Annotated in this window: 14 protein-coding genes; 4 read left to right on the plus strand and 10 right to left on the minus strand. The window is 53.4% G+C overall.

Going from position 1 to position 25,197, the window contains the following annotated elements; all coding sequences use genetic code 11:
* Window positions 1-137: 137 nt before the first annotated feature.
* The 9 genes from C162_RS26860 to C162_RS26900 all read right to left on the minus strand — a co-directional run bounded on the left by C162_RS26860 (window position 138) and on the right by C162_RS26900 (window position 19,297).
* On the minus strand, window positions 138-2,945 hold the full coding sequence (locus C162_RS26860; protein ID WP_036699553.1) for an endo-beta-N-acetylglucosaminidase: 2,808 nt from the start codon (window positions 2,943-2,945) through the stop codon (window positions 138-140).
* Between the two features lie 543 nt (window positions 2,946-3,488).
* Entirely contained in the window at window positions 3,489-4,484 is a 996-nt protein-coding gene (locus C162_RS26865) for a glycoside hydrolase family 43 protein (protein ID WP_036699555.1), read from the minus strand.
* Complete coding sequence (locus C162_RS26870) at window positions 4,481-6,004, minus strand: glycoside hydrolase family 43 protein (RefSeq protein WP_036699557.1); 1,524 nt, start codon at window positions 6,002-6,004, stop codon at window positions 4,481-4,483. The genes C162_RS26865 and C162_RS26870 overlap by 4 nt, the downstream gene beginning before the upstream one ends.
* A 299-nt stretch (window positions 6,005-6,303) precedes the next feature.
* On the minus strand, window positions 6,304-12,564 hold the full coding sequence (locus C162_RS34700; protein ID WP_051493964.1) for an S-layer homology domain-containing protein: 6,261 nt from the start codon (window positions 12,562-12,564) through the stop codon (window positions 6,304-6,306).
* 218 nt (window positions 12,565-12,782) lie between these two features.
* Entirely contained in the window at window positions 12,783-13,502 is a 720-nt protein-coding gene (gene treR / locus C162_RS26880; protein WP_036699559.1) for a trehalose operon repressor, read from the minus strand.
* 87 nt (window positions 13,503-13,589) lie between these two features.
* Window positions 13,590-15,575, minus strand: coding sequence for a PTS system trehalose-specific EIIBC component (gene treP, locus C162_RS26885; protein ID WP_036699561.1), 1,986 nt, complete (start codon window positions 15,573-15,575; stop codon window positions 13,590-13,592).
* A gap of 79 nt (window positions 15,576-15,654) precedes the next feature.
* Window positions 15,655-17,373: an alpha,alpha-phosphotrehalase gene (treC, locus tag C162_RS26890; RefSeq protein ID WP_235218543.1), complete on the minus strand. Its 1,719-nt coding sequence runs from the start codon at window positions 17,371-17,373 to the stop codon at window positions 15,655-15,657.
* 136 nt (window positions 17,374-17,509) lie between these two features.
* The gene (locus C162_RS26895; protein ID WP_036699562.1) at window positions 17,510-18,613 is read right to left on the minus strand and encodes a Gfo/Idh/MocA family protein; all 1,104 of its coding nucleotides are present in this window, start codon (window positions 18,611-18,613) and stop codon (window positions 17,510-17,512) included.
* Between the two features lie 24 nt (window positions 18,614-18,637).
* Window positions 18,638-19,297 (minus strand): ThuA domain-containing protein, encoded by a 660-nt coding sequence (locus C162_RS26900; RefSeq protein ID WP_036699564.1) that lies wholly within the window; start codon window positions 19,295-19,297, stop codon window positions 18,638-18,640.
* Window positions 19,298-19,521: 224 nt separating this feature from the next.
* Here C162_RS26900 and C162_RS26905 point away from each other — a divergent pair, with 224 nt between their 5' ends.
* The 3 genes from C162_RS26905 (at window position 19,522) to C162_RS26915 (ending at window position 23,026) form a co-directional block, all read left to right on the plus strand.
* Window positions 19,522-20,349: a helix-turn-helix transcriptional regulator gene (locus C162_RS26905; protein ID WP_036699565.1), complete on the plus strand. Its 828-nt coding sequence runs from the start codon at window positions 19,522-19,524 to the stop codon at window positions 20,347-20,349.
* A 344-nt stretch (window positions 20,350-20,693) separates the two neighbouring features.
* Window positions 20,694-21,725, plus strand: a complete 1,032-nt coding sequence (locus C162_RS26910; protein WP_084649059.1) for an ROK family protein — start codon at window positions 20,694-20,696, stop codon at window positions 21,723-21,725.
* Between the two features lie 101 nt (window positions 21,726-21,826).
* A complete protein-coding gene (locus tag C162_RS26915; RefSeq protein ID WP_051493971.1) occupies window positions 21,827-23,026 on the plus strand; it encodes an MFS transporter in 1,200 nt (399 codons plus the stop codon).
* Window positions 23,027-23,508: 482 nt separating this feature from the next.
* On the opposite strand, the gene C162_RS26920 is transcribed toward C162_RS26915, so the two are convergent.
* Complete coding sequence (locus tag C162_RS26920; protein ID WP_036699570.1) at window positions 23,509-24,189, minus strand: GDSL-type esterase/lipase family protein; 681 nt, start codon at window positions 24,187-24,189, stop codon at window positions 23,509-23,511.
* Between the two features lie 238 nt (window positions 24,190-24,427).
* On the opposite strand from C162_RS26920, the gene C162_RS26925 reads away from it, so the two are divergent.
* On the plus strand, window positions 24,428-25,111 hold the full coding sequence (locus C162_RS26925) for a pectate lyase (protein ID WP_036699681.1): 684 nt from the start codon (window positions 24,428-24,430) through the stop codon (window positions 25,109-25,111).
* Window positions 25,112-25,197 lie beyond the last annotated feature (86 nt).

The following is a 25,197-nucleotide window of genomic DNA, read 5'->3' on the forward strand; positions in this document are numbered from 1 at the left end:
TCCTAACATAGTTGCTAGCCTTGCAGGCACGGCTAGCCGGGATACACAAGAAGCGCTCCCCCCTGCTAATTTTGCCAGAGGGTGAGCGCTTTGTGTATGTTGTGCAGAATGGGCGGTACTTATTCCCTACCCGCGCCTTACGGCGTTGGTTGGCCTTTAAGGTATACAGGCTGCGACTTGTTGCCGCTGTAATCTTCCATGACCACGGTAACTACTGCTGCGGTAGAGGTGAAGCTTAGCGCAGCTTTGGTTGTGCGGCCGCGGATAATCATCGGCTTCATGCCCGCAGCACCGGACAGATAGGTGACCGGGAACGACCGGTTCTGGCCGTCTTCATTAATGTACATATACCGCCAGTCCCGGGAGCTTGGCATCGGCAGGTTCAGCGTATTGCCGTTCCAGGACCAGTTCTCTGCATAAGGCTCGGACACCTTGTCGGTGAACGTTCCGTTATAGGTTATTTTATCGGTATTTCCGGCTTGAACGGTAACCGTATACTCATCTCCGTTAACGGGCATATTCTGGAACAGCGCTGAGGCCGCCCCCTGCGGCACGGTCATTTCCCTGGATACCGGCTGCGGCGTGGTCGTCCAGTTCACCGACTTGACCGTAACCTTGATGCTGCCCTGAGCGGCGGCGGGATTCGTCCACTTCACCAGGAAGTCTCCATTCGCAGCGGATTCGGCAGTCACCTTGGATACCGCCGCATTCAGGTCGAAGGACAGCGTTGCCGCATCGCCCTCCAGCCCGTCTGCACCTACTGCCGCCACCTTCAGCACGCCGGATTTGGCCGGAAGCTTCTTAATATAGAAGGTCTCATCATATTTTCCGCCCATATAGATATCGTTCACGTAGACATTATATTGCTTTACCTTGGAGTAATCGGTGTCCATGCTCCACTTCACGATCATCTCATCCGTGCCCGGCAGCGCCTGGACAATGGAGAGACCGGCAGGAGCCGATGGTCTTACCGCCGAGCCGTCATGAATCCGCAGCTGGCCGATGTTCATCTGGTATTTGACTGCTTGTGTCGCTCCAGGGGCGAACACCAACCCGAAAGCCGCGATCTCCCGTCCGGCATAAGCGCCCAAATTAAGCTCGGCTGTGGTCCAGCCCGTGGTATGCTTCCCGCTATTCGCAACAGGAATCTTCACAACCTGGGAAGGCTGGTCACGGAAGATGAGGCCCGCACTCAGGACAGAGCCATCATCGGCAGACGGCTTATTGTATACGATGGACAGCTTGGAACCAGCCTTAACGGCAAGATCGCTCTTGTAGAGACGCAGGAAGTTCTCGCTGTTCAGATTCCCGCTCACTGCCAGCGAGCTGCCGCCGTTGTAACCGCCAAGCTGCTGGTAGTTCATGCGCGAATTGGCGGTCTGGTCATAACCCGGGCCATAATCGAAGTCCACCTTCAGGCGGTTGCCTGTGGTGTCCTGCCACCATTGCCAGGTGACCGGAACATCCTGAAGGCTCATATTGGACCACTCCACTGCACTGGATACCGCTCCATCCTTGTAATAGGAGAGGCCGTGGCCGGTATTGAAGCTGGTATAGAAGTTAGAATCCTTCACCACCGAGCGCTCAGCAATGACCGAAGCGATCCCCGGCCAGTAGCGGGTATCAGCATATACGTCAGCTGCCGTATTGGAGGAGGATACCGCTGTGTTCTTCGGATTCACCTGCGGCCCTGACCACCATAGCTGCTCGCGCAGGTTCGTCATCCATTGGTAGCTGTTATCCGTGCGCTTCGAGACCGGCCAGGACTGATTCATATCCTCATCCAGACCAGCATGGACAAAATCCGCGCCCAGTGTCGCCAGGCTGGTCCGTGGAATTCCCCCGGAAAGCTTGCTGCTCAGCGCTGAGCCCTGCACGCTTTTGAAGCGGTCGCGCCCGGCTTCAAGGCCGGCGAAGCCGGTCTCAAAGAGATTGTAGCTCGTCCCCTCCGCTGCGTTAAAGCTATTCAAGTAATTCGCTGCTGAGGTAATCTGCGAGCTGCCCATGCCGTAATCGAAGAAAAACGAATTCGAGACCGGCTTGTGGGCCGCTTTATCGTAGAGCATGGAGATATTATTGTTATTGAAGGTTCTGGCAAAGACATTGGCTCCTGTTGCGGTATTCAGAGAATCATACCACTGCACATACAGCCCGCCATCCTGTAGCGCTTTCATAAAAGCAATATAATCAGGAATATCCGCTGTCGCCACATTCGGATTCTGCTCCTCCTGATTCAGGAAGTACCCGTCATACCCGAAGTATTCGGCCATTTCAATCATTTTCTCAGCTACCGGGAACTTTCCGGTTGCATCCTTCACGATCATCTGCTTATAGGTCTGCTGCCCCCGGTCATTGTTCGAGAAGAACACCCCGGCCAGTGACATAACCCCATTCTTGTGAGCGGCATCGGTATAGGTCGGATTGGGAATATTCAGCATGCCGAACTCGAACCATTTCTGCTGCCAGTCAGACTGGGCCAGATCGTCGTAATATTCCGGCGGTGTATAAGCTGTCGCCGTTCCATGCCAGTAGGAGTAATAGTCAATGTACTGCCAGAAGTTGAAGTGGTATTGGGCGAACTTGTTAGTGTACGGGGCATTCTCAATAAAAGAATTGCCGTAATCGCCCGCAACATTCATCATCTGCACCGCCGGATTCAGCGCCGGATTGGCCTGAGTCTGCTGGAAAGGTGCAATCCGCTGCTGCAAGGGAACCCGGGAGCGCAGCAGTGCCGCGTCCTGATCTCTCTGCGGACTCCAGTCCGCAATGTGCTGGCTGGTATAGCCATGTACGCTGGGCTGATTCGCACCGTGTGCGCTTTCCCCTTTGAACGGCCAGGTATCTCCAGCCATGGCTGTCTGCGGCAGCAGGGTCACCAGCAGCGCTGTACCTAATACCGCTGAAGTCAGCTTACGAATTCTGTGTGTCCGGGATGTAGCTACCATTGTTCACTCTCCTCATTCTTCAGATTGATGAGAACGCATTCATAATAACTGGATGAATCTTCCTACTGGATGATAGTGATCAAGGTTACTATATAGCAGCACCTGCGGGGACTGATAGAAGCGAAATTAAAGATTCGCTGGTCAAATTAAAGAAAAGTGCTGTGAGATAGACCCGGGACGGTGATGCGGATTTGTTTCTGCGTGCTTATTCGATGGGATGCTCATTCTGGTGGCGGCAGGCTATGCTGGACAGTTACTCAGATGGCGGACATTCTGTGCCTCTTCCCCTGCTGTCTGCTCAATCTGCTACTTTCCAACTGGCCGACGCAGCGTTCCCAGTCCAATTGTGATCGGTTTTTCGATTATATTTGGCCTACACGGCGCCCCCAGTCCAATTGTGATCGGTTTCCAATTACATCCGGTCCACGCACCCTTGCCACGCCAAAAGGCAGCCCCGTTAAGAGCTGCCTCATGTTTCAACCTATGTTCCTTATTCACGCCTATTCTTGTAACACTATTTACTTTGCCAATCTATCCGCCAGCTTACTCCGCGTCCGGATAAGGATTAATACTCTGGATCGTGCCGTCGGCGTTGTACTTCAGTTCGGTGTACTTCACGCAGCGCTTGTGGTTGACGCCTTCCGACAAAGAGCTGTCGTGATAGAACAGATACCATTTGTCTTCCACTTGCACAATGGAGTGATGAGTTGTCCAGCCGATAACGGGTGAGAGGATCTCGCCCTTGAACGTGAACGGTCCCATCGGGTTCTTGCCGACCGCATACACGAGCTTATGCGTGGTTCCTGTAGAGTAGGACAGGTAGTAATTTCCGTTATATTTATGCATCCACGGGCCTTCAAAATATCTGCGTTCTTCATCTCCAGCGAGGATCGGATTCCCCTCTTCATCCACAATGGAGATCTCGGCTGGCTTACCCTGGAAGGATAGCATGTCGTCGCTAAGCAGCGCAACTTGCGGTCCAAGTGCAGGCTGATCAAGTGCCGGTCCTTCTGCATCCGCTACGAAGCTGCCAGTCTGCCATTTCTCCAGCTGGCCGCCCCAAAGTCCGCCGAAATAGATATACGCCTGGTTGTCTTCATCCACTAGTACGGCCGGGTCAATACTGAAGCTGCCTTCCATATAATTCGGCTGCGGGGTGAACGGGCCTGCCGGAGACTCCGACGTTGCCACACCCAGGCGGAAGATTCCGTCATGATCGCGGGCCGGGAAGAACAGATAGTAGGTGTTATTCTTATAAGCTGCATCTGGAGCCCAGAGCTGCTTGGAAGCCCATGGAATATCTCTCACATGCAGCGCTTCGCCGTGATCGACCACCGGGGAATCGATGCTGTCCATCGAGAGAACATGGTAATCTTCCATTTTATACTGGTCGCCGTTGTCATTGCTAGGCTCATCATGATCTAGATCGTGGGAAGGATAGATATAGATTTTGCCTTCATAGACATGGGCGGACGGGTCCGCTGTATAGATGTGAGTTACGATCGGTTGGTTAGGCTTAGGGGGTTGTTGCTGATTCATAAGGCATCTCCTTTGATATTGGAATAATAGAATCCTTCATAGTAAGCAGGGCTGGTATCCTCTGTACCGTTGCCCGAGGCATGTACGCCGAGGCAGACACCGGTGAAGCCGCCGTTGACCTCCGGGGACAGGACCGACACATGAACCGTCTCCGGGACTTCATTCCAAGACACGCCATCTGCCGAATAGGAGCAGAGGTAGGAACTGCCGTCGCAACGGAGGCGAAGCTGAACGGGACCTTGACCGCTTACCTCATACTGGTGAACCTGCCGCTCCTCACCGTTCTTCACTACAAGTTCCATCACCCGGCGGCCGCTGCGGCAAGTAAGTCCCCAGCAAAGATATCCACGGTTGTTCAGCCGCGCAGCCAGTCCGGCATGCTCGCCTTCGGTCACTGGCGTGAAGTCAAGGCTGACGCCCAGCTCCATCCGGTGATGCTGCTGGCGGAGGCATGCGAACACGGCGGGCGCCTCATCGTCCAGCGTGTAGCTGTTCCCGCGCACGGTGAGGCTTCCTGCGCGCTCAGTCCAGGAATAACGCTCCGCTTCATAGGCGCGGAGGAAGGCCCACTCCGGCCCGAAGCCGTCCTCCGGCGTAAAGTGCAGCACCTGGTCATCCAGGCTGGACTCGCCCTCAGCAATAACGGTGCCTTCATTATTGTCAATCATCGGCCAGCCGTCCTCCGTCCAGGTGACAGGAGCCAGGAAGGTCTCCCGGCCCAGCGGGGAATACCGGCCTTCCACGGGACGCATACCCAGGAAGACCGCCCACCACTGGCCAGACGTATCCTCCACCAGATCGGCATGTCCAAGGCATTGTACCGGATGCTCCTTCAGTCCCCGGTGGGTCAGGATCGGCTCAGGCTTGTCCTCGAACGGGCCGTAAGGGCTGCTGCTGCGGGCAATAATCTCCCGGTGATCGCCCGCCGTGCCGCCGGAGGCGGTCATCAGGTAGTAGACGCCCTTGATCTTGTACAGATGCGGGCCTTCGACCCAAGGGCCGTCATCGCCGCTCCAGATATTAACCGGCTCCGACAGCACTTCGCCGGACAATGGATCAATCTCATACTGGATAATATGCGATTCATAGCCTGCACCGTTCTGCACCGTGACATAGGCACGCCCGTCATCATCGAAGAACAGGGAAGGATCAATGCCCCCGTGCGGCAGCAGAATCGGATCAGACCAGGGACCCTCGGGCTTATCCGCAGTCACGTAGAAATTGCCGATGCCCCGCACATCAGTAGTAATCATGTAGAAACGCCCGGCGTGATACCGGATCGTGGCGGCATAGATGCCGGACGAGCTCTTCGTAGTCCGCAGATCCAGCTGGGACTGGCGGGTAAGGACATGCCCTATCGGGGTCCAGTCGATCAGGTCCCTGCTATGGAAGATAGGCACACCCGGAAAATATTCAAAGGTACTGTTAATCAGATAGAAATCTTCATTCACACGGACCACACTGGGGTCCGGATAATACCCGGCAATTACGGGATTCCGCACATTCATAGAATGCATCATACCCTCCTCTGGAATGAAAGCAAGCGTTTACAATCGCTAGTGTTATTGTACAAGCCCTAATTGAACTTTCCTATGCGCAGACTAAAGAATTTCCCCCGAAAAAATGTATTATTCCCGCCTACATCCGATTGTACTGGAAAAATACACCGTTTGCTCGTCATTTTGCTTGAGTTAATGGTCATTTTTTGCGGATTTTTATATCAGTCCTTCTCCGCACAGCAAAAAGCCGCCCCCCAGCCATAATCTGGCTTGAGGGACGACCCTGATCTTGCTTATATGGTACTTATGCGATGCTGTACTTACGGATTAATCAGATCCGATTGGATCAGCAGTCTGCGGATCGCTGCCGATGCCTCGGCCCGCGTAATATTCTCGTTCGGCGCAAGACGCTGCTCGTCTCTGCCCAGAATAATGCCCGCTGAGAGATTCTCCTTCACATTAGCAATTGCCCATTTGGCTACGGATGCAGAATCGGCGAAGGACTTCAGCAGCTGCTGAGTCTGCTCTTCGCTGCGTGAAGACTTCAGCTCAGTGATACTTAAGGCTCTGCTGACAATCGCCATAGCTTCCTGTCTGGAGATGTTATTGTCCGGTCTGAAGGTTCCGTCCGGATAGCCGGAGATCAGGCCGTTCTGGGTCGCAACCTGAAGCTCCAGCCCGTACCATCCGCCTGTAGAGACATCACTGAACGTGACTGGCTGCTCCCCATGGGTAACAATACCGATCGCTCTCGCCAGCATAGCTGTGAATTCAGCCCGTGTGATCGCCCGCTGCGGTTCAAATACCGCTTCCTTCGTGCCGCTCGACACCAGTCTTGAGCCCATGTCATTCACATCCGGCTTGCTCCAGTGCTTCGCCACATCCGGGAATTCGAGCGGATTCCAGATCAGACCGAAATCGCCATTCTCCAGACTGTTAATCGTAGCGTAATAACGTCCGTCTTGGATGGTTACATAGGTTGGCTGATGATAGATTCTACCATCCCGGTATAGTACCCCAGTGGTAATCTTCATCTCTGCCGGTACTTGAAGCTCGTACTTCGCCCAGCCGTGGCTGGTTACCTGTACTGTCTGTCCCTGATACTTCGCTTTAATGGAGAAGTTCACCAGAGTATTACCAGGCTGCACCTTCTGCTTCGCGGCTGCAAGCTTGAAGGCCTCCAGGTTGCCCGGAGCAGAAGCTCTCAGCTCAGCATAGAAGATAATGTTTTCTGTCTTCACATCCGCAAGGCCAAACTGCTTACTGACCTCTGTCAGATCGATAGCAGCGGCATCTAGTCTAACTGTTCCCAGGCCAGACTCCACTACGATCTCTCCACCCTTATTCTGTAAGTCCTTCACTTGCTCCGCAGTCAGTTCAACAGTGCTTGATGGCACCGCCTCACCTTTGACGGAAGGGGCAGAGGTTGGTGCTGGTGCTGTTGTTGATGCGGGTTCGGCTGGTTTTACCGGCTCAGGAGCCTTGTCCGTAATCCGCACAATCTGGAACGTACTGAATTTGTTAATCTGAATCGCCAGCGCTACAGGTTCACCGCTGGAATGATACACAATTTCTGGAGTGTAGATTGCAATCTCTCCATCGCTATGCTCAACATATACTCTTAAGCTGTTCAGGAAAGCATCACGCACCCCGGAGCTTTGCAGCGGAATCTGATCCGCGAACTCAGATAACGGCAGCTGAACCATGGTATTGATCTTGCTATAGTTCGTCTCAATCTCGCGTGGCGCCCCCAGATTCTGAAGCGTCTTGTCACTGGCCAGTGACAGCTTGGACGTACCGTTCAGAATGGCATTGCTCTGGACATTCGCTTTCGCCTGCGCGTTCTTCACGGGTACAATCCGGAAATACAGGTCGGTAGTGGTGGCATCGAGCTGTGCCAGGCTGGCTGCATCCAGATGGATCAAGCCCAGCGCAGTTACAATGTCCAGTGAAGCTTTGCGCCCGGCCAGAATTGAAACGGCGGTGGATGGAATTTCAACTGCAATCTCATCCGCATGTGCAGCCGGATCGTCCACGTGGGTGATCGTTACACTCCGGTTGGCTGCATCCGGGTCATCCGGATTCACGCCTTCCACAAGGTTGTACACTTCGTTCTCATTAATCACAATGGTGTCAATCTTCGTTCCGTTCGACAGGTTCGTTCTAAGAATGGTCACGCCCTGCTCTAGCGGATTACCATCATTAGGGGTAGACAGTCCGGCTTGTCTGGACGTTGCCTCACGGACGGCGCCTTCCTTAACTACACCCTTCGCCTTCACAATCAGCAGATATTGCTTCACAGCACTCTTGCCATTCCGTGTAAAGGTTGCGGTCAGAATGACATTCGTATCCTGGCCCGGAGGCGTTACATTGCCCTTGGCCTGGTCCGCATCCTGCTGGACAGCAATCACCGAAGGCAGGCTTGAGGTCCAGGTAATCTTCGTGTCGTATTTGCCGGTCTGAAGCAATACGAAGGCTTCAGTGACACTCTCCCAGGTATCTCCCTCAGCGAAGGTTGCAGCGGGATGGATTCCCGTAGTTCTTGCAGCTTCCTCTGCTGCTTCCTGGTCACTGAGTTTTTTGATCACTACAGTAAACTTCTTGATTAAAATCTCGCCCGGATGGTCCGGGTCTGCCAGCTGCACGGTAAGCTCTACCGTCACATCCTCTTCATCGGGTCCCGGTCTCTTAATCCGGCCAGTGTTCGTGAGAACCTCCGGTTTACTCGAAGTCCAGGTCAGGACTGAGCCGGTGTCACCAGTCTTCGGCAAGAAGAGATTGCGGGTCACTGACTCCTCTGAATCTCCAGGAGCATAACCGATCTTGACATTGACTTCATCCTGAGGAAGGTCAACTGTGGCCGTTCCTTTGACCGTAATGTAGAAGTCCTGCTCCCGGAAGAAGCCTTCCTTGGCAACACGAGCCGTCAATCTTACCACCGTATCCTTCAGCGGACGCTGAACCTCGCCGGTGCTGCTGACAATATCACTGCGATGGCTTGTCCATACGACCTCGGAGTCATAGTAGCCCTTCGAGATCAACTCAACGTCCTGCGTTACGCTCTTGGCTGTATCCTGTCCTTTGTAGCCGATTCTCAGCAGTTTCATAGCTTCATCAAGCTGATCATTGATACTCTCCTGCTGGGCTTTAACGGTCACTACGAACTCTTTCTGATAGGACACACCGCCTTTGGTCACTGTAGCGGTTAGAGTAACCTTCTGGTCTCCATCACCATGAGCGGGACGCTTCACGCTACCATCCGGAGTAATAACTGATTCCTCCGAGGAGCTCCAGGTGATCGTGCTGCCGCTCGCGTCTTCGGTAATCAAGTCCAGATTCGTCAGGACCTGCTCCTGCTTCTCGTTATCTTTCCGAATCATGTTCCAGTTAAGTTTAGCCAAGGTCTCATTTACAGCCTCTTCGTCTGTTATCGGACGCTTGATAACTGTGAGCACGAAGGTTTTGTTCTGTACCTTATCCCCCTTGCGGATGACCGCTGTCAGGGTTACCGTCTGATCTCCAGCAGTATAAGCAGGGCGCTTCACAACTCCGGCTGGAGTAATAACTGATTCCTCCGAGGAGCTCCAGGTGATCGTGCTGCCGCTCGTGTCCTCGGTAATCAAGTCCAGATTCGTCAGGACCTGCTCCTGCTTCTCGTTATCTTCCCGAATCATGTTCCAGTTAAGTTTAGCCAAGGTCTCATTTACAGCCTCTTCGTCTGTTATCGGACGCTTGATAACTGTGAGCACGAAGGTTTTCGTCTGTACCTTATCCCCCTTGCGGATGACCGCTGTCAGGGTTACCGTCTGATCTCCCTTTGAATAGGATGGTGCCGTTACGGTACCGTCTGTGCCGATAACCCCTTCATCGGAGGAAGTCCAGGTAATTATACTGCCATTTGTGCCATTCTTCTGCAAATACACAGCAGAGGTTACGGATTCCTGCTTTATATTCTCCTCACGGATCGTATTCCAGATAAGCAGTTCTGTATCTTCTGCTACCGACTGTTCATTGGTTCCGTTCTGTTTTTTGACAATCAGCTCGAAGGTCTTCGTTAGCTCGGATGCCCCATTCTTCAGCACTGCTGTCAATGTAACCGGCTGATCGCCTGTTTTGAACGGCGGTCTTGTCACCGTGCCGTCAGTAGCAACAGCCGTTCCATTGGTCGATGTCCAGGTGATCGTGCTGCCGCTCGCTCCGGTTCGCGGTAAATCTAATCCGCTGAGCACAGAGCTCTGCACGATATTGTCCTTACGGATCAAATCCCAGGTTAATGCTTCCATATCGCGTTTCACCAGTGCGCCAGCACCCGGTAACTGCAGATCAACGTTATTGGAGGTCATCGGCTTAACCCCGTCAACAATAATAGAAGGATCAACTGTGACTGAAGCAAAAGCAGAAGCCTCGTATTTTCCAGCCGCCTGACCGGTAAAATGAATCTCCAGTACCGTGCCGCTAACCCGCACCACGTTGAAGCTTAAGCCTTCAGGCATATTATTAACGCTTACGCCGCCTTCAACCTCTTCTGTAAATGCGCCGTTGCGCAGGGTTACCGTCAGCGTCTCTGCCGCCGAGCCGTCACCTGCATCGTGAATCACATCAGGAGACGCCGTAATCACTGCAGGCGGAGAGCGGAACAGAATAGCGAAGGTTCCTGAAGGAATGCCTGCTACCGTAACCGCTGCCCGGTCCACGCTGTCCGCAGATTTATGGCTGGCTGCCTGTCCGGCAATCGCTACAGTAATCTGGGTGGGGCTGTCCACGGTAATCTTACCCGGCATAAGGCCCGGCGGCCAATTCGCCGCATCAATGGCATCCATAACCGATTCATCGAAGGAACCGTTTTTCAGCTCAAGGATAAGGGAATCCCCGATCGTGCCGTCGTTCCCCTCAGATTCGTAGAGCACTGGTGTCCGGACTACGAGATAAGGTTCTTTGTCCATGAAGTCGAACTTGAAGGTGTTCGTGCTTAAGTCCGCCGGACTTCCCTCAAGCTTCCCGGAAGCCACGCTCACATAAGCTCCATAGACATCGCTGGTCACGGTAGCTACACCGGTGAATTTGAGCTCCAGCTCCGTATCGGAAACTCGGGTCACTTCCGTGCCAAGACCGGCTGGAAGACCATGAATCAACACATCCTCTGCACCAACCGTTTCGGCGAACTTGCCGCCAGTCAGCGTTACGCCAAGCGTCTCGGTGATCTCACCTGTGCCGTAGACGGCTTCGGATACAATCCCTTTGTTCACACTAAGCGTGGCAGGGTCTCTGAACGTTACACTGAAGGTCTTGGTCGTCAGACCGGAGGAGATCCCCAGCAGATTCTCTTTATCGACGGTAACGGACAGGTTCTTCGTGGTCGCATCCTTAGCATGATCAACGGCTGCACCAGTCAGCGTGAAGTTAAGCTCCGTATCACTCAGCCGGGTTACGGCGAACCCAAGTCCTTCCGGCAGATTATTGATGCGGATATGACTTGGATCAATTGGCTTAGCAAGAGTCGCACCGACTATATTCACCTTCTGGTTGCCGGCAACTGTCCCATTATTCGCCTTGGCTTCCACCAGCTCGGTGCTGGCGCCTTCATCCAGCTCAATGTCTGAGATGACTTCACTGAAATCCCGCTCATCGAGACTCGTGTAATAGGTGAATGTCTTGCTTGCATGCGGAGCCAGCTTACCGGAATCCCAGGTCATGGTAATCCCCGCATCATCCTTGACTTCCACGTTCTTCGCTTTCGGACTGTTGTAAGCCTCCAGAGCATAGGGGTTATTGTTGCTGAACCCGAAGACGGAAGCCTTAGCCCGTGGATCGCTGGAATAGAAGAAGATTGGGGCTCTAGAACCAAAGGCCTTGTACAGCGGATCATTATCACTAAAGGTACTTGCCTTCACGACTGCAACGCGGTCTTCTTCGAAGGTGTGGGTCACGATATTAGAAGTGACATATTCTCCTCCTTGATCCACCGTATTGTCCGGGTCCATCGATCTCATATACCGCGCCCCGTCCCAATTCTTATCGGTAAGATTGGTAATAGTCACATCATTGCGGTAGAATTTCTGGTTCTCCCCAAAGCTGATGATCTGCTTAATCTCCATCGTGCCCGCCCAAGTAGATACCGTAGCCGCACTTAGAATGCCTTTATCGGTCTGCGAGGTATTTACAACGGTGGTCGGCATATCCATGACATTCATCAACGCCGAATTAGACTTGGCATATGTATTTCCGCCGATCTGGTAGCCTACCGCGAAACGTTCTTCCGGTCTGCCCGGCAAATAATAATCGACCGGCAGATTCTTGCCTGTGCCATAACCGTCATGATCGGCACTCATTCCCAGATTCGTTCTTGAATTCGTACCACGGAAGTTAGCGGGCTTATCGCCCTTCGTACCGAAATTTCCCCAGTTGCTTATCCCGAGTTCAATGAATTTGCCTCCCAGGAAAAGCTCTGTCCCACCTTCTCCGCCATAGGCAGCCCGTGCTCCCCAATCTGCTGAATCTGCATGTACAGCAAGGGGTGCAGGAAACATAGACAGGAGCATTGTGGGCACCATTAGCAGTGCAAGCAGCTTGTTACGCTTCATTGTCTCACTCCATTCTTCATCATAGAAATGCAAGCCTATCCCTAATAAAAGCAAATCATTCTCACAAAATTCTCACAAATGAACGAAAAATGTCGATAACACAGGCAAAAAGCCAAAAAAAGAAGCAGAGCGCACGATTATACGTGAACGCCCTGCTTTATGGTGCTTCATATTCAGCTAGGTCAGGAATGCTCTTCTGGCAGCCCGATCCTGACTGTTCACCGCCTAACCCTTCTGGCAAAATCCACAAACTGAAACTTGTCCAGCCGGTGCCGGGATTCGGTGTATTGGAACAGCACGGTATTCTCCAGATACACATAGTTCCGCACCACAACAATGTGCTGATATTGCTTCAGGTCCAGCAGGTGCTGATCCTCCTCAGTCGCGGGCTCAACGGAGATCAGCTTTTTGGCATAACTGATCTTCAGACCCAGCTCAGCCTCCAGATATTCATAAATAGAGCCTGCTGCGATCTCCTTACTGAGGAAGGGAACGATATCTGACCGGAAATAGTCCTTATCCAGAATAATCCGCTCGGCTTCAATCTCTCTGGCGCGGATGACCTTCCATACCGGCATCTCTTCAGTGATATGCAGTTGCCGGGCCAGCAGGGAGCCTGCCGGCTCCAGGACCGTCTCTTCTACCAGTGTCCGCGAGGGAACCCCAAGTGTCCCGGTCAGCTCCTGGAATGAGATTAGTCCGGTTACGGGAAAATCCATCCGCGTCAGGTCCAGCACGAACGAGCCCCTGCCTTTGATTTTGTTGATATAGCCGTCGCGGAACAAAAGATTCAGCGCCTTGCGCACCGTCTCCCGCGATGTCTTATAAGCATCCGCCAGCTCACTCTCAGAGGGCAGCTTGGTTCCAGGCGCGAGCTGGCCAGCCTGGATACGGCTGCTGTATTCCGTATAGATCTGCAAAAATATATTCTCTCTCATCGATCATCACCGCCGCCCTAAATTGTAGAAAAACAGCCCCGCAGGGCTGTCCTCCATTCCTTATATTGCATGTCTGATCCGCACGGGTCAACCCTTAAGATGAACGGTTAGAATACGGGTCTGCTTCGCCGTGGACGGTCCGCTCTGCTCCTCGATCCGCTCCACCATCTCCTGCCCGGCAGGGATGATAATAGGTGTAATTAATGGATACCCGGCGGCACGGATGGCCTCCATATCGAATTCCAGCAGAAGCTCGCCAGCACGCACCTTATCGCCGATCTGCTTAGTTGTCGTGAACCCTTCGCCTTTGAGCGACACAGTGTTAATTCCGACATGGATCAGCACCTGGACTCCGCTGGCATGCTCCAGAATCAGCGCGTGCTTGCTCTTAATCACGTGAGCTACCGTAGCATCGAAGGGAGCATATACCTTGCCTTCGGAAGGTTCAATGGCAATCCCATCCCCCATCTGCCGCTCAGCAAAAGCGGGATCAGGGACCTGCGCAAGCGGTACCGCCGTTCCGTTAAGCGGTGACGCCAGTTCCAGGATATTCACCGGTTCCTGCTCCTGCGAGCCTTGAACGGAGCTGCGGCTGCTTAGCTCAGGGGCTGTAACGGAAGAATCGGCTGCTGTTATGCCTGCTGTTGCTTCCGATTTGTTCAGTGCACGCTGCGCAATCGCCCGGCCATACAGTACAGTGGAGGCAAAAGGCACAATCAGGACGATCGCCATCCCGATGAAGAACACACCCCACTGGTTAGGGAAGATCGACAGGAAGCCGGGAATTCCCCCTACCCCAATGGATGTAGCCCGGATCTGATTCATAGTGAGCAGCACACCGCCTATCGCGGAGCCGATCATCCCGAAGATGAACGGATAGCGGTAGCGGATATTCACCCCGAAGATGGCCGGCTCGGTAACTCCGAGGAAGGCCGAGACGGAGGAGGTCGCAGCCAGACCCTTGGTCTTCTGCTCTCTGACCACGAACATCATCGCCAGTGCTGCCGCACCCTGGGCAATATTGGAGAGTGCCAGCATTGGCCAGAGGAAGGTGCTTTTCTCGCTGCCGATCAGTTGAACGTCAACGGCCAGGAAGGTGTGATGCATGCCTGTAATGACCAGGAGCGAGTAGAATCCGCCGTAGATTAATCCGCCGAGTATGGCAAAATGATCGAAGATATACACCAGGCCGGAGGTGATGCCATTGGCAATGCCAAACGTAACCGGTCCGATAATTGTGAAGGCCAGGAAGCCTGTAATCAGCAGCGTCACCGGTGCCACCACCAGCAGCTTGACGGAATCATGGACGCGCTTGTCCAGGAACTTCTCAATTCTGGCAAGGATATAGGCCGATACCAGGACCGGCAGCACCTGTCCCTGATAACCGATCCGCTCCAGATGCCAGCCGAACAGATTCCAGGTTGGAACTGTACCTTCCGTAGAAGCGTTAGCATAGCTGTAAGCACTTAATAAGTCTGGATGCACCAGAATCAGACCCAGCACAATCCCGAGCAGCGGGCTGCCCCCGAAGCGGGTCACGGCTGCCCAGCCGATCAGTGCGGGCAAGAATGTAAATGCCGTACTGGCAATCGTATTAATGATAGCAGCAATGTCCTTCCACTGCGGATAGACATCCACCAGCGAATCGCTGAAGAAGATCCCCGGGCCGGTCAGCAGGTTATTGATCCCCAGAAGCAGACCCGCAGTAACGATGGCCGGAAGAATGGGAATGAAGATATCCGCCAGTGTCTTAATGATCCGCTGAAGCGGATTCAGGTTCCGGGCTGCGGCTGATTTCACCTGATCCTTGGAGGAACGGGCACCGCCGGTCAGCTGAATCATCTCATCATAGACTTTATCTACCGTTCCCGGTCCGATGACAATCTGGAACTGCCCCTGGGAAGAGAATTGACCCTTCACCAGGTCATTGCGGTCCAGCGCCGCCGCGTCCACCTTACTCTCGTCATAGAGCGAGAATCTCAGGCGCGTTACACAATGCGTAGCCACCTCAATATTCTCCTTGCCTCCCACCGCCCGGACGATGTCTTCAACATTTTTGCGGTCTATAGCCATATTGTCACTCCTCGCATAGTTGATGAATGCCTAGTAGCCTTTCCGATTTCAACGTACACTCCCGCAATTCCGGTCTCTTCTAGTCCCGGCTAATTAGCCACAGATATGAAGCATACGGACGGAGCTGAAGCTCCTCCGTAAGTGCAGGATGCTCTCCGGTATTGCCAAGCAGGAGCTTACCCTTCCCCTTAGCGCTTAAGTTCGCCCAGTGATCATCCGGAAGCCGGAACATCATCTCTTTGCTGCTGAAGTTCGAGACCACGACAAGCGCCTCATTATCCCCCGTCCGTGCATAAGCGAACACCTCGGGATGTCCTTCGTCCAGCCTGCGGTATAATCCGTCCACGAAAATAGCGTGCGATTTGCGCAGAGCGATCAGCTTGCGGTAGTGATGGAAGATCGAATCCGGCTGTTCCAGCGCCTGACGCACATTGATGTCCGGGTACCGCTCATCCACTTTTAGCCAAGGCGTTCCGGTGGTGAAGCCTGAATTCGCGCTGTCATCCCACTGCATCGGCGTCCGGGAGTTGTCCCTTGAACGTTCCTGCAGGATCGCGAGCGCCTCCCCCGAGCTTGCTCCCTGCTCACACAGAATCCGGTACATATTGAGCGACTCGATATCGCGGAATTCTTCAATCCCCCGCCATTTGGGATTCGGCATCCCGATCTCTTCTCCCTGATAGACATAGGGTGTGCCCTGTAATCCGTGCAGTGTAGTCGCCAGCAGCTTGGCGCTCTCCTCGCGGTACGCCGTGTCGTCTGTGAACCGGGAGAGCGCGCGAGGCTGATCGTGATTATTGAAAAATAAAGCGTTCCAGCCCCCGCCCTCCTGCATCCCGGTCTGCCACTCGCTGAACAGCCGCTTAAGCGCTTCGAAATCGTAAGGCATGAGCTCCCACTTCCGGCCGTTCGGATAATCCACCTTCAGATGATGGAAGTTGAAGGTCATTGAGAATTCCCGCCGCTCGGGACTAGAATAACGGATGCACTGCTCAAGTGTGGTAGAGGACATCTCACCGACCGTGATCAGCTCATGCGGGCCAAACACCTCATCGTACATCGCCCGGATGTATTCGTGGACCCGTGGACCGTCTGTGTAGTACTTCCGCCCGTCGCCCGGCGGCACACTCCCGTCATCATCCGGGAAGCGCTGGTCCTTGGAGATCAGATTGATGACATCCATCCGAAATCCATCCACTCCCTTACGGGCCCAGAACAGCATCATCTGGTTCACCGCGCCGCGGACCTGTTCATTCTCCCAATTCAGATCCGCCTGTGTCTTGTCAAACAGAGTAAGATAATATTGGCCTGACGCCTCATCGAACTGCCAGGCCGGACCTCCGAACTTCGACTGCCAATTGTTCGGTACTCCCCCGCCTGGCGCCGGGTCCTTCCAGATATAATAATCACGGTACGGATTGTCCCGGCTGGAGATCGCCTGCTTGAACCACTCATGCTCTGTCGAGGTATGGTTGACTACGATATCTGTCATCAGCTTCATTCCGCGCCCGTGCAGCTCCGCTACCAGCTCGTCGAAATCCTCCATCGTACCGAATTCCGGGTTGATCCGCTCATAATCCGCCACGTCGTAACCGTTATCATGTCCGGGCGAGACATAGACCGGCTGGAGCCAGACAATATCAATCCCCAGCTCCTGCAAATAATCCAGCTTCTCCGTCAGACCTCTGATATCGCCGGTTCCATTCCCCGTCGTATCCTTGAAGCTCTTCGGATATACCTGATACACGGTGGACCGCCGCCACCATTCCGCTGGCCGGGCCTTACTCTCTTGATTCAATTGAAGCACCTCCATGAAGAACTTGTTGACATACATTACACTTGTATATACAAGTTCAAACAAAGTGGAACCTCACAAAAAAACAGCGCCCCTCCCCGCAACCGGGGACAGAACGCTGCCTGTTGAAATGTTTCCGCTACTCCAAGTATCCCTTAATCAGTCCCGGAGCCAGCGGCTTCGGCTGCTCGCAGGTGGTGGTCAGCTCGGCATAACGCTTCGAATCGGAGCTGGTGTGGAAGGCGTGCATGATCTCCAGTACATGATTGGCCAGCTCGCCGTTAGCGCGCGGGGTCTCTCCGGTCTGGGTGCAGCGGGCCATGTCTGCCACGCCAATTCCCCGGCTGTTGCCCTCATAGCTGTGCACCACTGGAATCTCCTTGAATTCTGCGCTGTGCGCAGGACGCAGGAGGATCGGGCCGCCGAAGGTGTTCGGATCGGGCACAATCAGGGTGCCCAGCGAGCCGTAGATCTCAATGCGCGGCAGTGTGCTGTGCCAGACATCGAAGCTGGTAATCATCGTTGCAACAGCACCGCTGGCGAACTGGATCGTTCCGGCCACATGTGTAGGCACCTCGACCTCCACCACTTTGCCGAACTTCTTCTCACTGGTGATGGTCCGGGTAGGGAACGAGGTCTTGGTCATGCCGCATACCGTAGCCGCCGGGCCCAGCAAGGATACCAGAGCCGTCAGATAATACGGTCCCATATCGAACATCGGGCCGCCGCCGGCCTGGTAATAGAACTCAGGGTCCGGGTGCCAGCTCTCATGCCCGTGGCAGAGCATGAAGGCTGTCGCCGCTACCGGCTCTCCGATATACCCGTCCGCGATCAGCTTCGCGCAGGTCTGCAGGCCCGCTCCGAGGAAGGTGTCCGGCGCACAGCCGATGAACAATCCTTTTTCCTTAGCCAGCTCCACCAGCTCAGTCCCATGCTCAAGCGACAGCGACAGCGGCTTCTCTACATATACATGCTTGCCTGACAGCAGCGCCTGCTTACACACCTCGAAGTGGTAATTCGGCGTCGTCAGATTCACGACAATCTCAATCTCCTCCGAAGTCAGCAGCTCCGCTGTCGTCCATACATTCGGAACCCCGTACTGCTCTGCAGCCTGCTGCGCCCGCTCCAGATTCAGATCCGAGCAAGCGTAGACCTCAGTATTCTTGAAGGTTCCCGTCAAATTCTCAAAATAAATGCCGCTGATATTCCCGCAGCCGACAATCCCGATTTTTACTTTACGCACGCTGTTTCCCACCTTGTCCTTCGTTTATTTGGCTGCCCACAAGAAGCCCCGGCGCATCAGTTCCTTGGCCTCCGGGATATCGAACACATCCGCATGATGTCCAAGCGCATTATAGAATACCTTGCCTTGGCCCCATTTCTTCGTATAGACCACCGGCATCGTGATGACGCCATTAGCCGAATGCTCCCCTTCACTCATGACAAAAGTGGTGGTAGCCAGTACATTCACCGCCGGATCGACATGCAGATAATACTGCTCTGACTTCACCATGAAGTCCTGCATGCCTTCCACAATCGGGCTGGAGCCGGATTTCACGATGTTCACTTCATAATCCACCCCGTCATTGAAGGGATGCGCCACCCATTGCGATCCGGTCAAAAATTGCCATTCCGTATTGTTACGGAAGGAGTCGCACATCCCGCCGTGACAGCCCGCGATCCCTACGCCGGAAGCCACAGCCGCCAGAACCGCCGAGCACTGCTCACCCTTGATTTCACCCATGGTCCAGACCGGTACAATCAGGTTCAGCGCCTTCAGCGCCTCCGCGTCATTAAAGCTGTCCAGCGTATCCGAGACTTCAACCTTGAAGCCTTCATTCGTAAGGATATCTGCAAAAATCGCCGCTACCTCATTCGGTTCATGCCCGTCCCATCCACCTTTTACAATCAATGCCTTCTTTGCCATATCAAGCTCTCCTTTTTGTCCTATTTATCCAAGTTCGGGTTATAGATCGATTAATATCAGGTCTTCCTGAAGAAATTGTAATCCATTGCTGGCGTTTCTGCTCGTCATTTTGCTTGTGAGAATGGTCAATTTTTGCTAAATTTAAGACTGCAGGATGCGATAAGCATCTAATCACTGAAACCGCTTCCTGACGAACTGCCGGGAGGACGAGAACAGGAGTAACCATGAGAGCGTTTCATGAGAACCGTACGTACGGCTACGCGTTTCCCTTCACGGCCTTTGTGAGCCGGAATATTAATTTCCTGGCCCACTGGCACAATGATCTGGAGATTGTCTATTGTCTGGAGGGGTCGATAAGGATGGGGATCAACTCCGAGACACGGGTGTTGACCGCCGGGGATCTGGCCGTATGCAGCAGCGGAGATATCCATTATTATGACAGCAGGAACAGCGAGTCCAAGCTGCTGATGATTATTTTCAATCCTTCACTGATCGGATATCCGGCAGGCTGGCCCCTGAATAAGCGGCTGATGTCTCCTTTTCTGGACCAGAGCCAGTCTGCTTCAGAACAGATTAACCCCCGCCTGCCTGCAATTATGCAGGAGCTGCTGGAGGAGCATCTGGAGAAGCCCCCGCATCATGAACAGCTGGTGACCGGCCTGCTGCACGAGCTGTGTGCGCTGATTCTGCGGCAGATGCCGCTGGATGTCGTGAATCCGCATAAGGATAAGCGGCGCATTACGAATATGAAGATTATGCAGGAGGTGCTGGAGTACCTGGATGTCCATTATATGCACCCTATCACTCTGGCCGATGCCGCCCGGCATGCCAATATGAGTCTGTTCTACTTCTCCCGCTTCTTCAAAAGCATCTCAGGTATGAGCTACATCGCCTACCTGAACAGCATCCGTATCAACCAGGCTGAACGACTGCTGCTGGGCACCGATAAAAGCATTCTGGATATCGCCCTGGAATGCGGCTTCACCAATATCCGCACCTTCAACCGGGTGTTCAAGCAGGTCAAGCTGCGGACACCGAGTGAGCTGCGTTAGCACTGTGCTGCCTCTTGTACAGAGGATTGGCGAAATATTGGATACGCCTAGGTTGTTACCGTCTCAGCGCGGATTTTCCAGGAATATGATGGAAGAACCCCACTTCAAGGAGGCCTGGAATCAGCGGCCCTCCTGGTACAGTCGCATAGGGGCTTCAGGTTATATTATTGGTAATACTCGGTAAGAAGCCTTACTCCATGCGGATTAGGCTTTTTTGTTATGAAACAACGCAGCAATCTGCTCCACCAATTATATCTTGCCCTTTCACCGGAAACTGACTACAATACACTTATTATAACTCTTTTAATAACATCGGTAGAATCATCCGGGAGGGGAAATCCGCTATGACACAACCGTCTCATAATACACAACTGGTCAAGAAAATAAACGTAGAGCTGGTGAAAAATGCGCTGCGCACCTCCGGTACCGGCACCAAAGCCTCTGTCGCTGGGCAGACGCGGCTGAGCGTGGCTACCTGCGGCACCATTCTGAATGAACTGGTTCAGACCGGTGAAATTCTGGAGCTGGGCTGGGAAGAATCCAGTGGCGGCAGACCGGCGAGAAAATATCAGTACAACGCAGATTACTCTTCTATTATCTGTATGATTGTGCGTTCGGAGGGCGGCCGTCAATCCATTACCTGTGCGCTTGCCAATCTGAACGGTGAAATCAAAGAGGAAGCTGTCAAGGAATGTGAAGAGATTACTCCAGATACCCTTAGAGACTGGCTGGATGAGATGATTGCGGACCATCCGAATGTGCAGGCGATCGGCATAGGCATTCCTGGGGTAGTGCAGCATGACCGCATAGGCATCTGCGATGTCCCTGCGCTTGCAGAGCAGCCGCTCGGACTTTTCCTGAGGGAACGATATGAAGAGGTTGAGATCATTATTGAGAATGATATGAATCTGACGGTGTATGGCTTGTACCAGAAGCTGCTGCTGGATGAAGAGAGTCATTTTGCCGTGCTGACCTTCCCCAAGAATCATTATCCGGGGGCCGGCTTCATGGTGAACGGACGTTTGCTGAACGGCAACAGCTTTTTTAGCGGTGAGGTGTCTTATCTGCCTTACGGCATACCCAGAGAAGAACAGCTCCGGCTACTCCAAGGAATGGGGGATCCCCGCAAGCTGGCTGTGCACGCACTGGTATCGATCATCAGCATCATCAACCCGGCCACCATCGTTATCACGGGTGATAATATCTCGCCGGAGATGCTGGAGGATCTGCGCAGCGGATGCCTGGACATTATTCCGCCTGAGCATATGCCTGAGCTTATGATTCAGCGGGACACCCGGCAGGAATACATGAGCGGACTAATTACCACAACCACGGAAAGCCTGAATTACCGCTTCCGCCTGGTTGAACGTAAGTAAGGCACAACTATTTTGTATCGTCCAGGAGGCTATTTACTGTGAAAGCTCAATCCGGCAATTCCGCCAGCGCACCACGCAGTAAACGTAACACCGTCTATATCATGCAGCTCGTAACAATCTTTCTGGGCTTTGTCGTCTTTGGCATCTCGGAGAATATTAAAGGGCCCGCCATTCCGCGGATTCAGCTGTCGTTCAATCTGGACGAAGGCCAGCTCGGCACCCTGCTCTCACTGAATGCGCTGGGATATCTGATCGCCTGCTCCTTCACCGCTGTGCTTGTCCGCAAATGGGGCATCAAGGCCGTCACTATCATTTCATTCGCTTCCATGGTCCTCTCGGGGGTGCTGATCTACCTGTCGCACAGCTATCCGCTGTTTGCTTCCTCCTACTTCCTGATGTATATCGGGAACGGGATGCTGGAGATCGGACTGGCGATTCTGGGGGCACGTATTTTCGTCAAAAACACGGGGATGATGATGAACCTATCCCACTTCTTCTATGGATTAAGCTCAACTGTGGCGCCGCTGCTCGCAACCGGAGTGATGTCGCTGAGCGTGTTCGGACATCTGCTGGACTGGCGGGGGATGTATCTGGTCATGCTGTCGCTCTGTCTGCTGCCGATACTCTCGGCGCTGCGCAGCACGTATCCCGGGGATGATCTGCCGCAGGAGGACCGCACCTCCTTCCGCACGCTGACGCGTGATCCCGCGCTCTGGATGATGGTGATGATCCTGTCCTTCGGCGTGGTCTCGGAGCTGGCAGTGGGCGGCTGGCTGGTTAACTTTCTGGAAAAAGCCTATGCCTGGGACACCGTCCGGGCTTCCGGCCTGCTCTCTGCTTTCTTCCTGGTGTTCTCTCTAGGCCGGCTCTTGCTCGGCGCTTTGACAGACCGGATCGGCTTCGTGCTCTCGCTGATTATCTTCTCCTGCTTCTCAGCGGTCTGCACCTTCGCCGCCCTGGCCGGCGGGGAGCGTCTCGCCTTTCTGTTCGCCCTCTCCGGGGCCGGAATTGCTATTATCTATCCTACCGTTATGGCCTTCATTGCCCGCAGGTACCCGAACGGGAGCGACACCGCAATTACCTTCGTCGTGACTCTGATGGGTCTCGGCAGCGTCATCGGCAACTACATTATCGGCTGGGTGATTGAAGCCGTCAAAGCATTCTACGGCTCCACTACCGAGCTTGGCCTGCTCCGCGGACTCCAGGCAGGGTACGGATTCATCGGCTTATGCGCCGCCGTCTGCTCCCTGTCGGGCATCGTGCTGTATGTGTATTTGAAGCGGCGGCGGGAGTTGATTTGAGGGACGGGGCTATTAAGGGATTTAATGTAAGGTATAGACTATGCATTGGCCAAGGTACTATTCTATACAATGAAAAGAATAGCTGCTTTACTCTCCACTGCACTATTGGCATTAACAATTGGAGTAATACCTGCCAATGCGGAACACCTGATGGCAGCGATGGCTCTGAAATTGGAGCATCAGTAACTATACAAGGGACTCTATTTTTCATTTGTAAAAACTACTCATTATCAAACTTCCTATGGTTCCGGCAAAGTAGTTGATCAGAGAGATATTAAGGTTATTGATGTAGGGGTTGATCTGAATGAAACTTCTTTAGATAAAAAATCGATTATTATCGATCCCCAACAGACAAAGAAAACCTTAATAAAGGCAAATATTAAAAATAACAATGACCGATGAAGACATAAAAAAAGAAGTAGACAAAACAGGCATGGCACTTCAACCTGACAGCGCTATTTTTACGTCTCTGTGCCTGCCTTTTACAAATACCCCTTAAGATTATTCAGCACCACCGCATACCCGTTAGCATACATATGAACGCCATCCATCGTGTACTCTTCCTTCAGATTTCCTTCGGTGTCCATCAGTCCCTCATTCACATTGATGAACTCATAGCCGTGCCTGACCGCCAGTTCCTCCACAGCCCGGTTCGCTTCCAGCAGTGCCGCATTGGTTCTCGTCCGGAAGTAGCTCGCCCGCAGCTCCTCATCCATGCCGGGAAAGTCGGCCTTGGCGTTGACCGGGTAGTAGGCCATGACGTATACCTTGCACTCCGGCAGCCTGGCCCCGATCCGGGCCAGAATTTCATTGTAATTCGCAAGCAGCTTCCCTAGCTCATACTCCCCGTCCGCTGAACTGATATCGTTCGTGCCGATATTAATGAACAGCCGCGAAGGCGCAAGCGCCAGCACACATACCTCCAGCGAATCGAGCAATTCCCTGGTCACATAGCCCGCAATCCCGCGGTTATAGATGATGGTCCGCTTCTCCAGCGTCTGCTGCAATTCATTCACCGGAAAAAACTCCATCAGCGAGGAGCCCGCCAGTACAGTCTGCCCTTGTAGCGCCAAGGTGTTCAGAATGCTGTACTTCTTCACCTTCTCTTCTTTCTCCTCTTGCATCTGCTTCTCCCACATTGCGTCAAGCTCTTCCTCAGTCATTCTCAATTCCCCCGTTTCTACGGCTCTATTATTCTACTATTGTTATCCTTTATCTCTCAGCTTGCAACCCTTGCCTAATTGTGTCTGAAATATGTAAATCATTCTCATTAAAAGGATTTTGTTCTATGCACACGTGTTCTGAATAGGCTAGATATCGGGTGCCGTCAGAGGTGCACATCTGGCTGGTATGCCACAAGGAACCGGTGCGCCGGACCTAATTCTACAGCTGAAGGGCGGAATGTTTTTGAAAAAGGTAGTTGGCTTGCTCCTGTCGGTTGCACTGTTGTCTTCGTTCTATGTTGCCAGTCCCCCCGAGGTATCTGCCGCAACGCCGATTGTGGTGAATTCGACGATTGTCGTACCGGCCGGGCAGACGTATGACGGCAGCGGCCAGACGTTTGTCGCCAATCCGAGCACGCTAGGAGACGGCAGTCAGGCAGAGAACCAGAAGCCCATCTTCCGGCTGGAAAAGAATGCTACACTCAAAAATGTAATTATCGGCGCTCCCGGCGCAGACGGGGTTCACTGTTACGGGAATGCTACCATCTCCAATGTGACCTGGCAGGATGTCGGCGAGGATGCCCTGACCCTGAAGGCCTCCGGCACCGTCAATATTACAGGCGGGGGTGCGTACAAAGCCTACGATAAAGTGTTCCAGGCGAACGCTGCGGGCACGATCAACATCAAGAATTTCAAAGCGAATGACATCGGCAAGCTGGCCCGCCAGAATGGCGGAACCTCGTACACGGTGAACTTCACTCTGGATAACTCTGACATCTCGAACGTCAAGGATTCCATCTTCCGCACAGACAGCAGCAGCAGCTCTGCCAAAATTACCAACACCCGCTACCGCAGTGTCCCCACCCTGTTCAAAGGCTTTGCCTCAGGCAAGACCAGCCAATCAGGCAACACGCAATACTGAAGCAACAGGTAGAGAAGCTGGTGTAAATACGGCAGTCTGAGCCTTACCGCATATAGCTGTTATCTGAAACCGCCTTCATTCCGGCA

The organism is Paenibacillus sp. FSL R7-269 (assembly GCF_000517865.1).
Taxonomy (GTDB): domain Bacteria; phylum Bacillota; class Bacilli; order Paenibacillales; family Paenibacillaceae; genus Paenibacillus_AQ.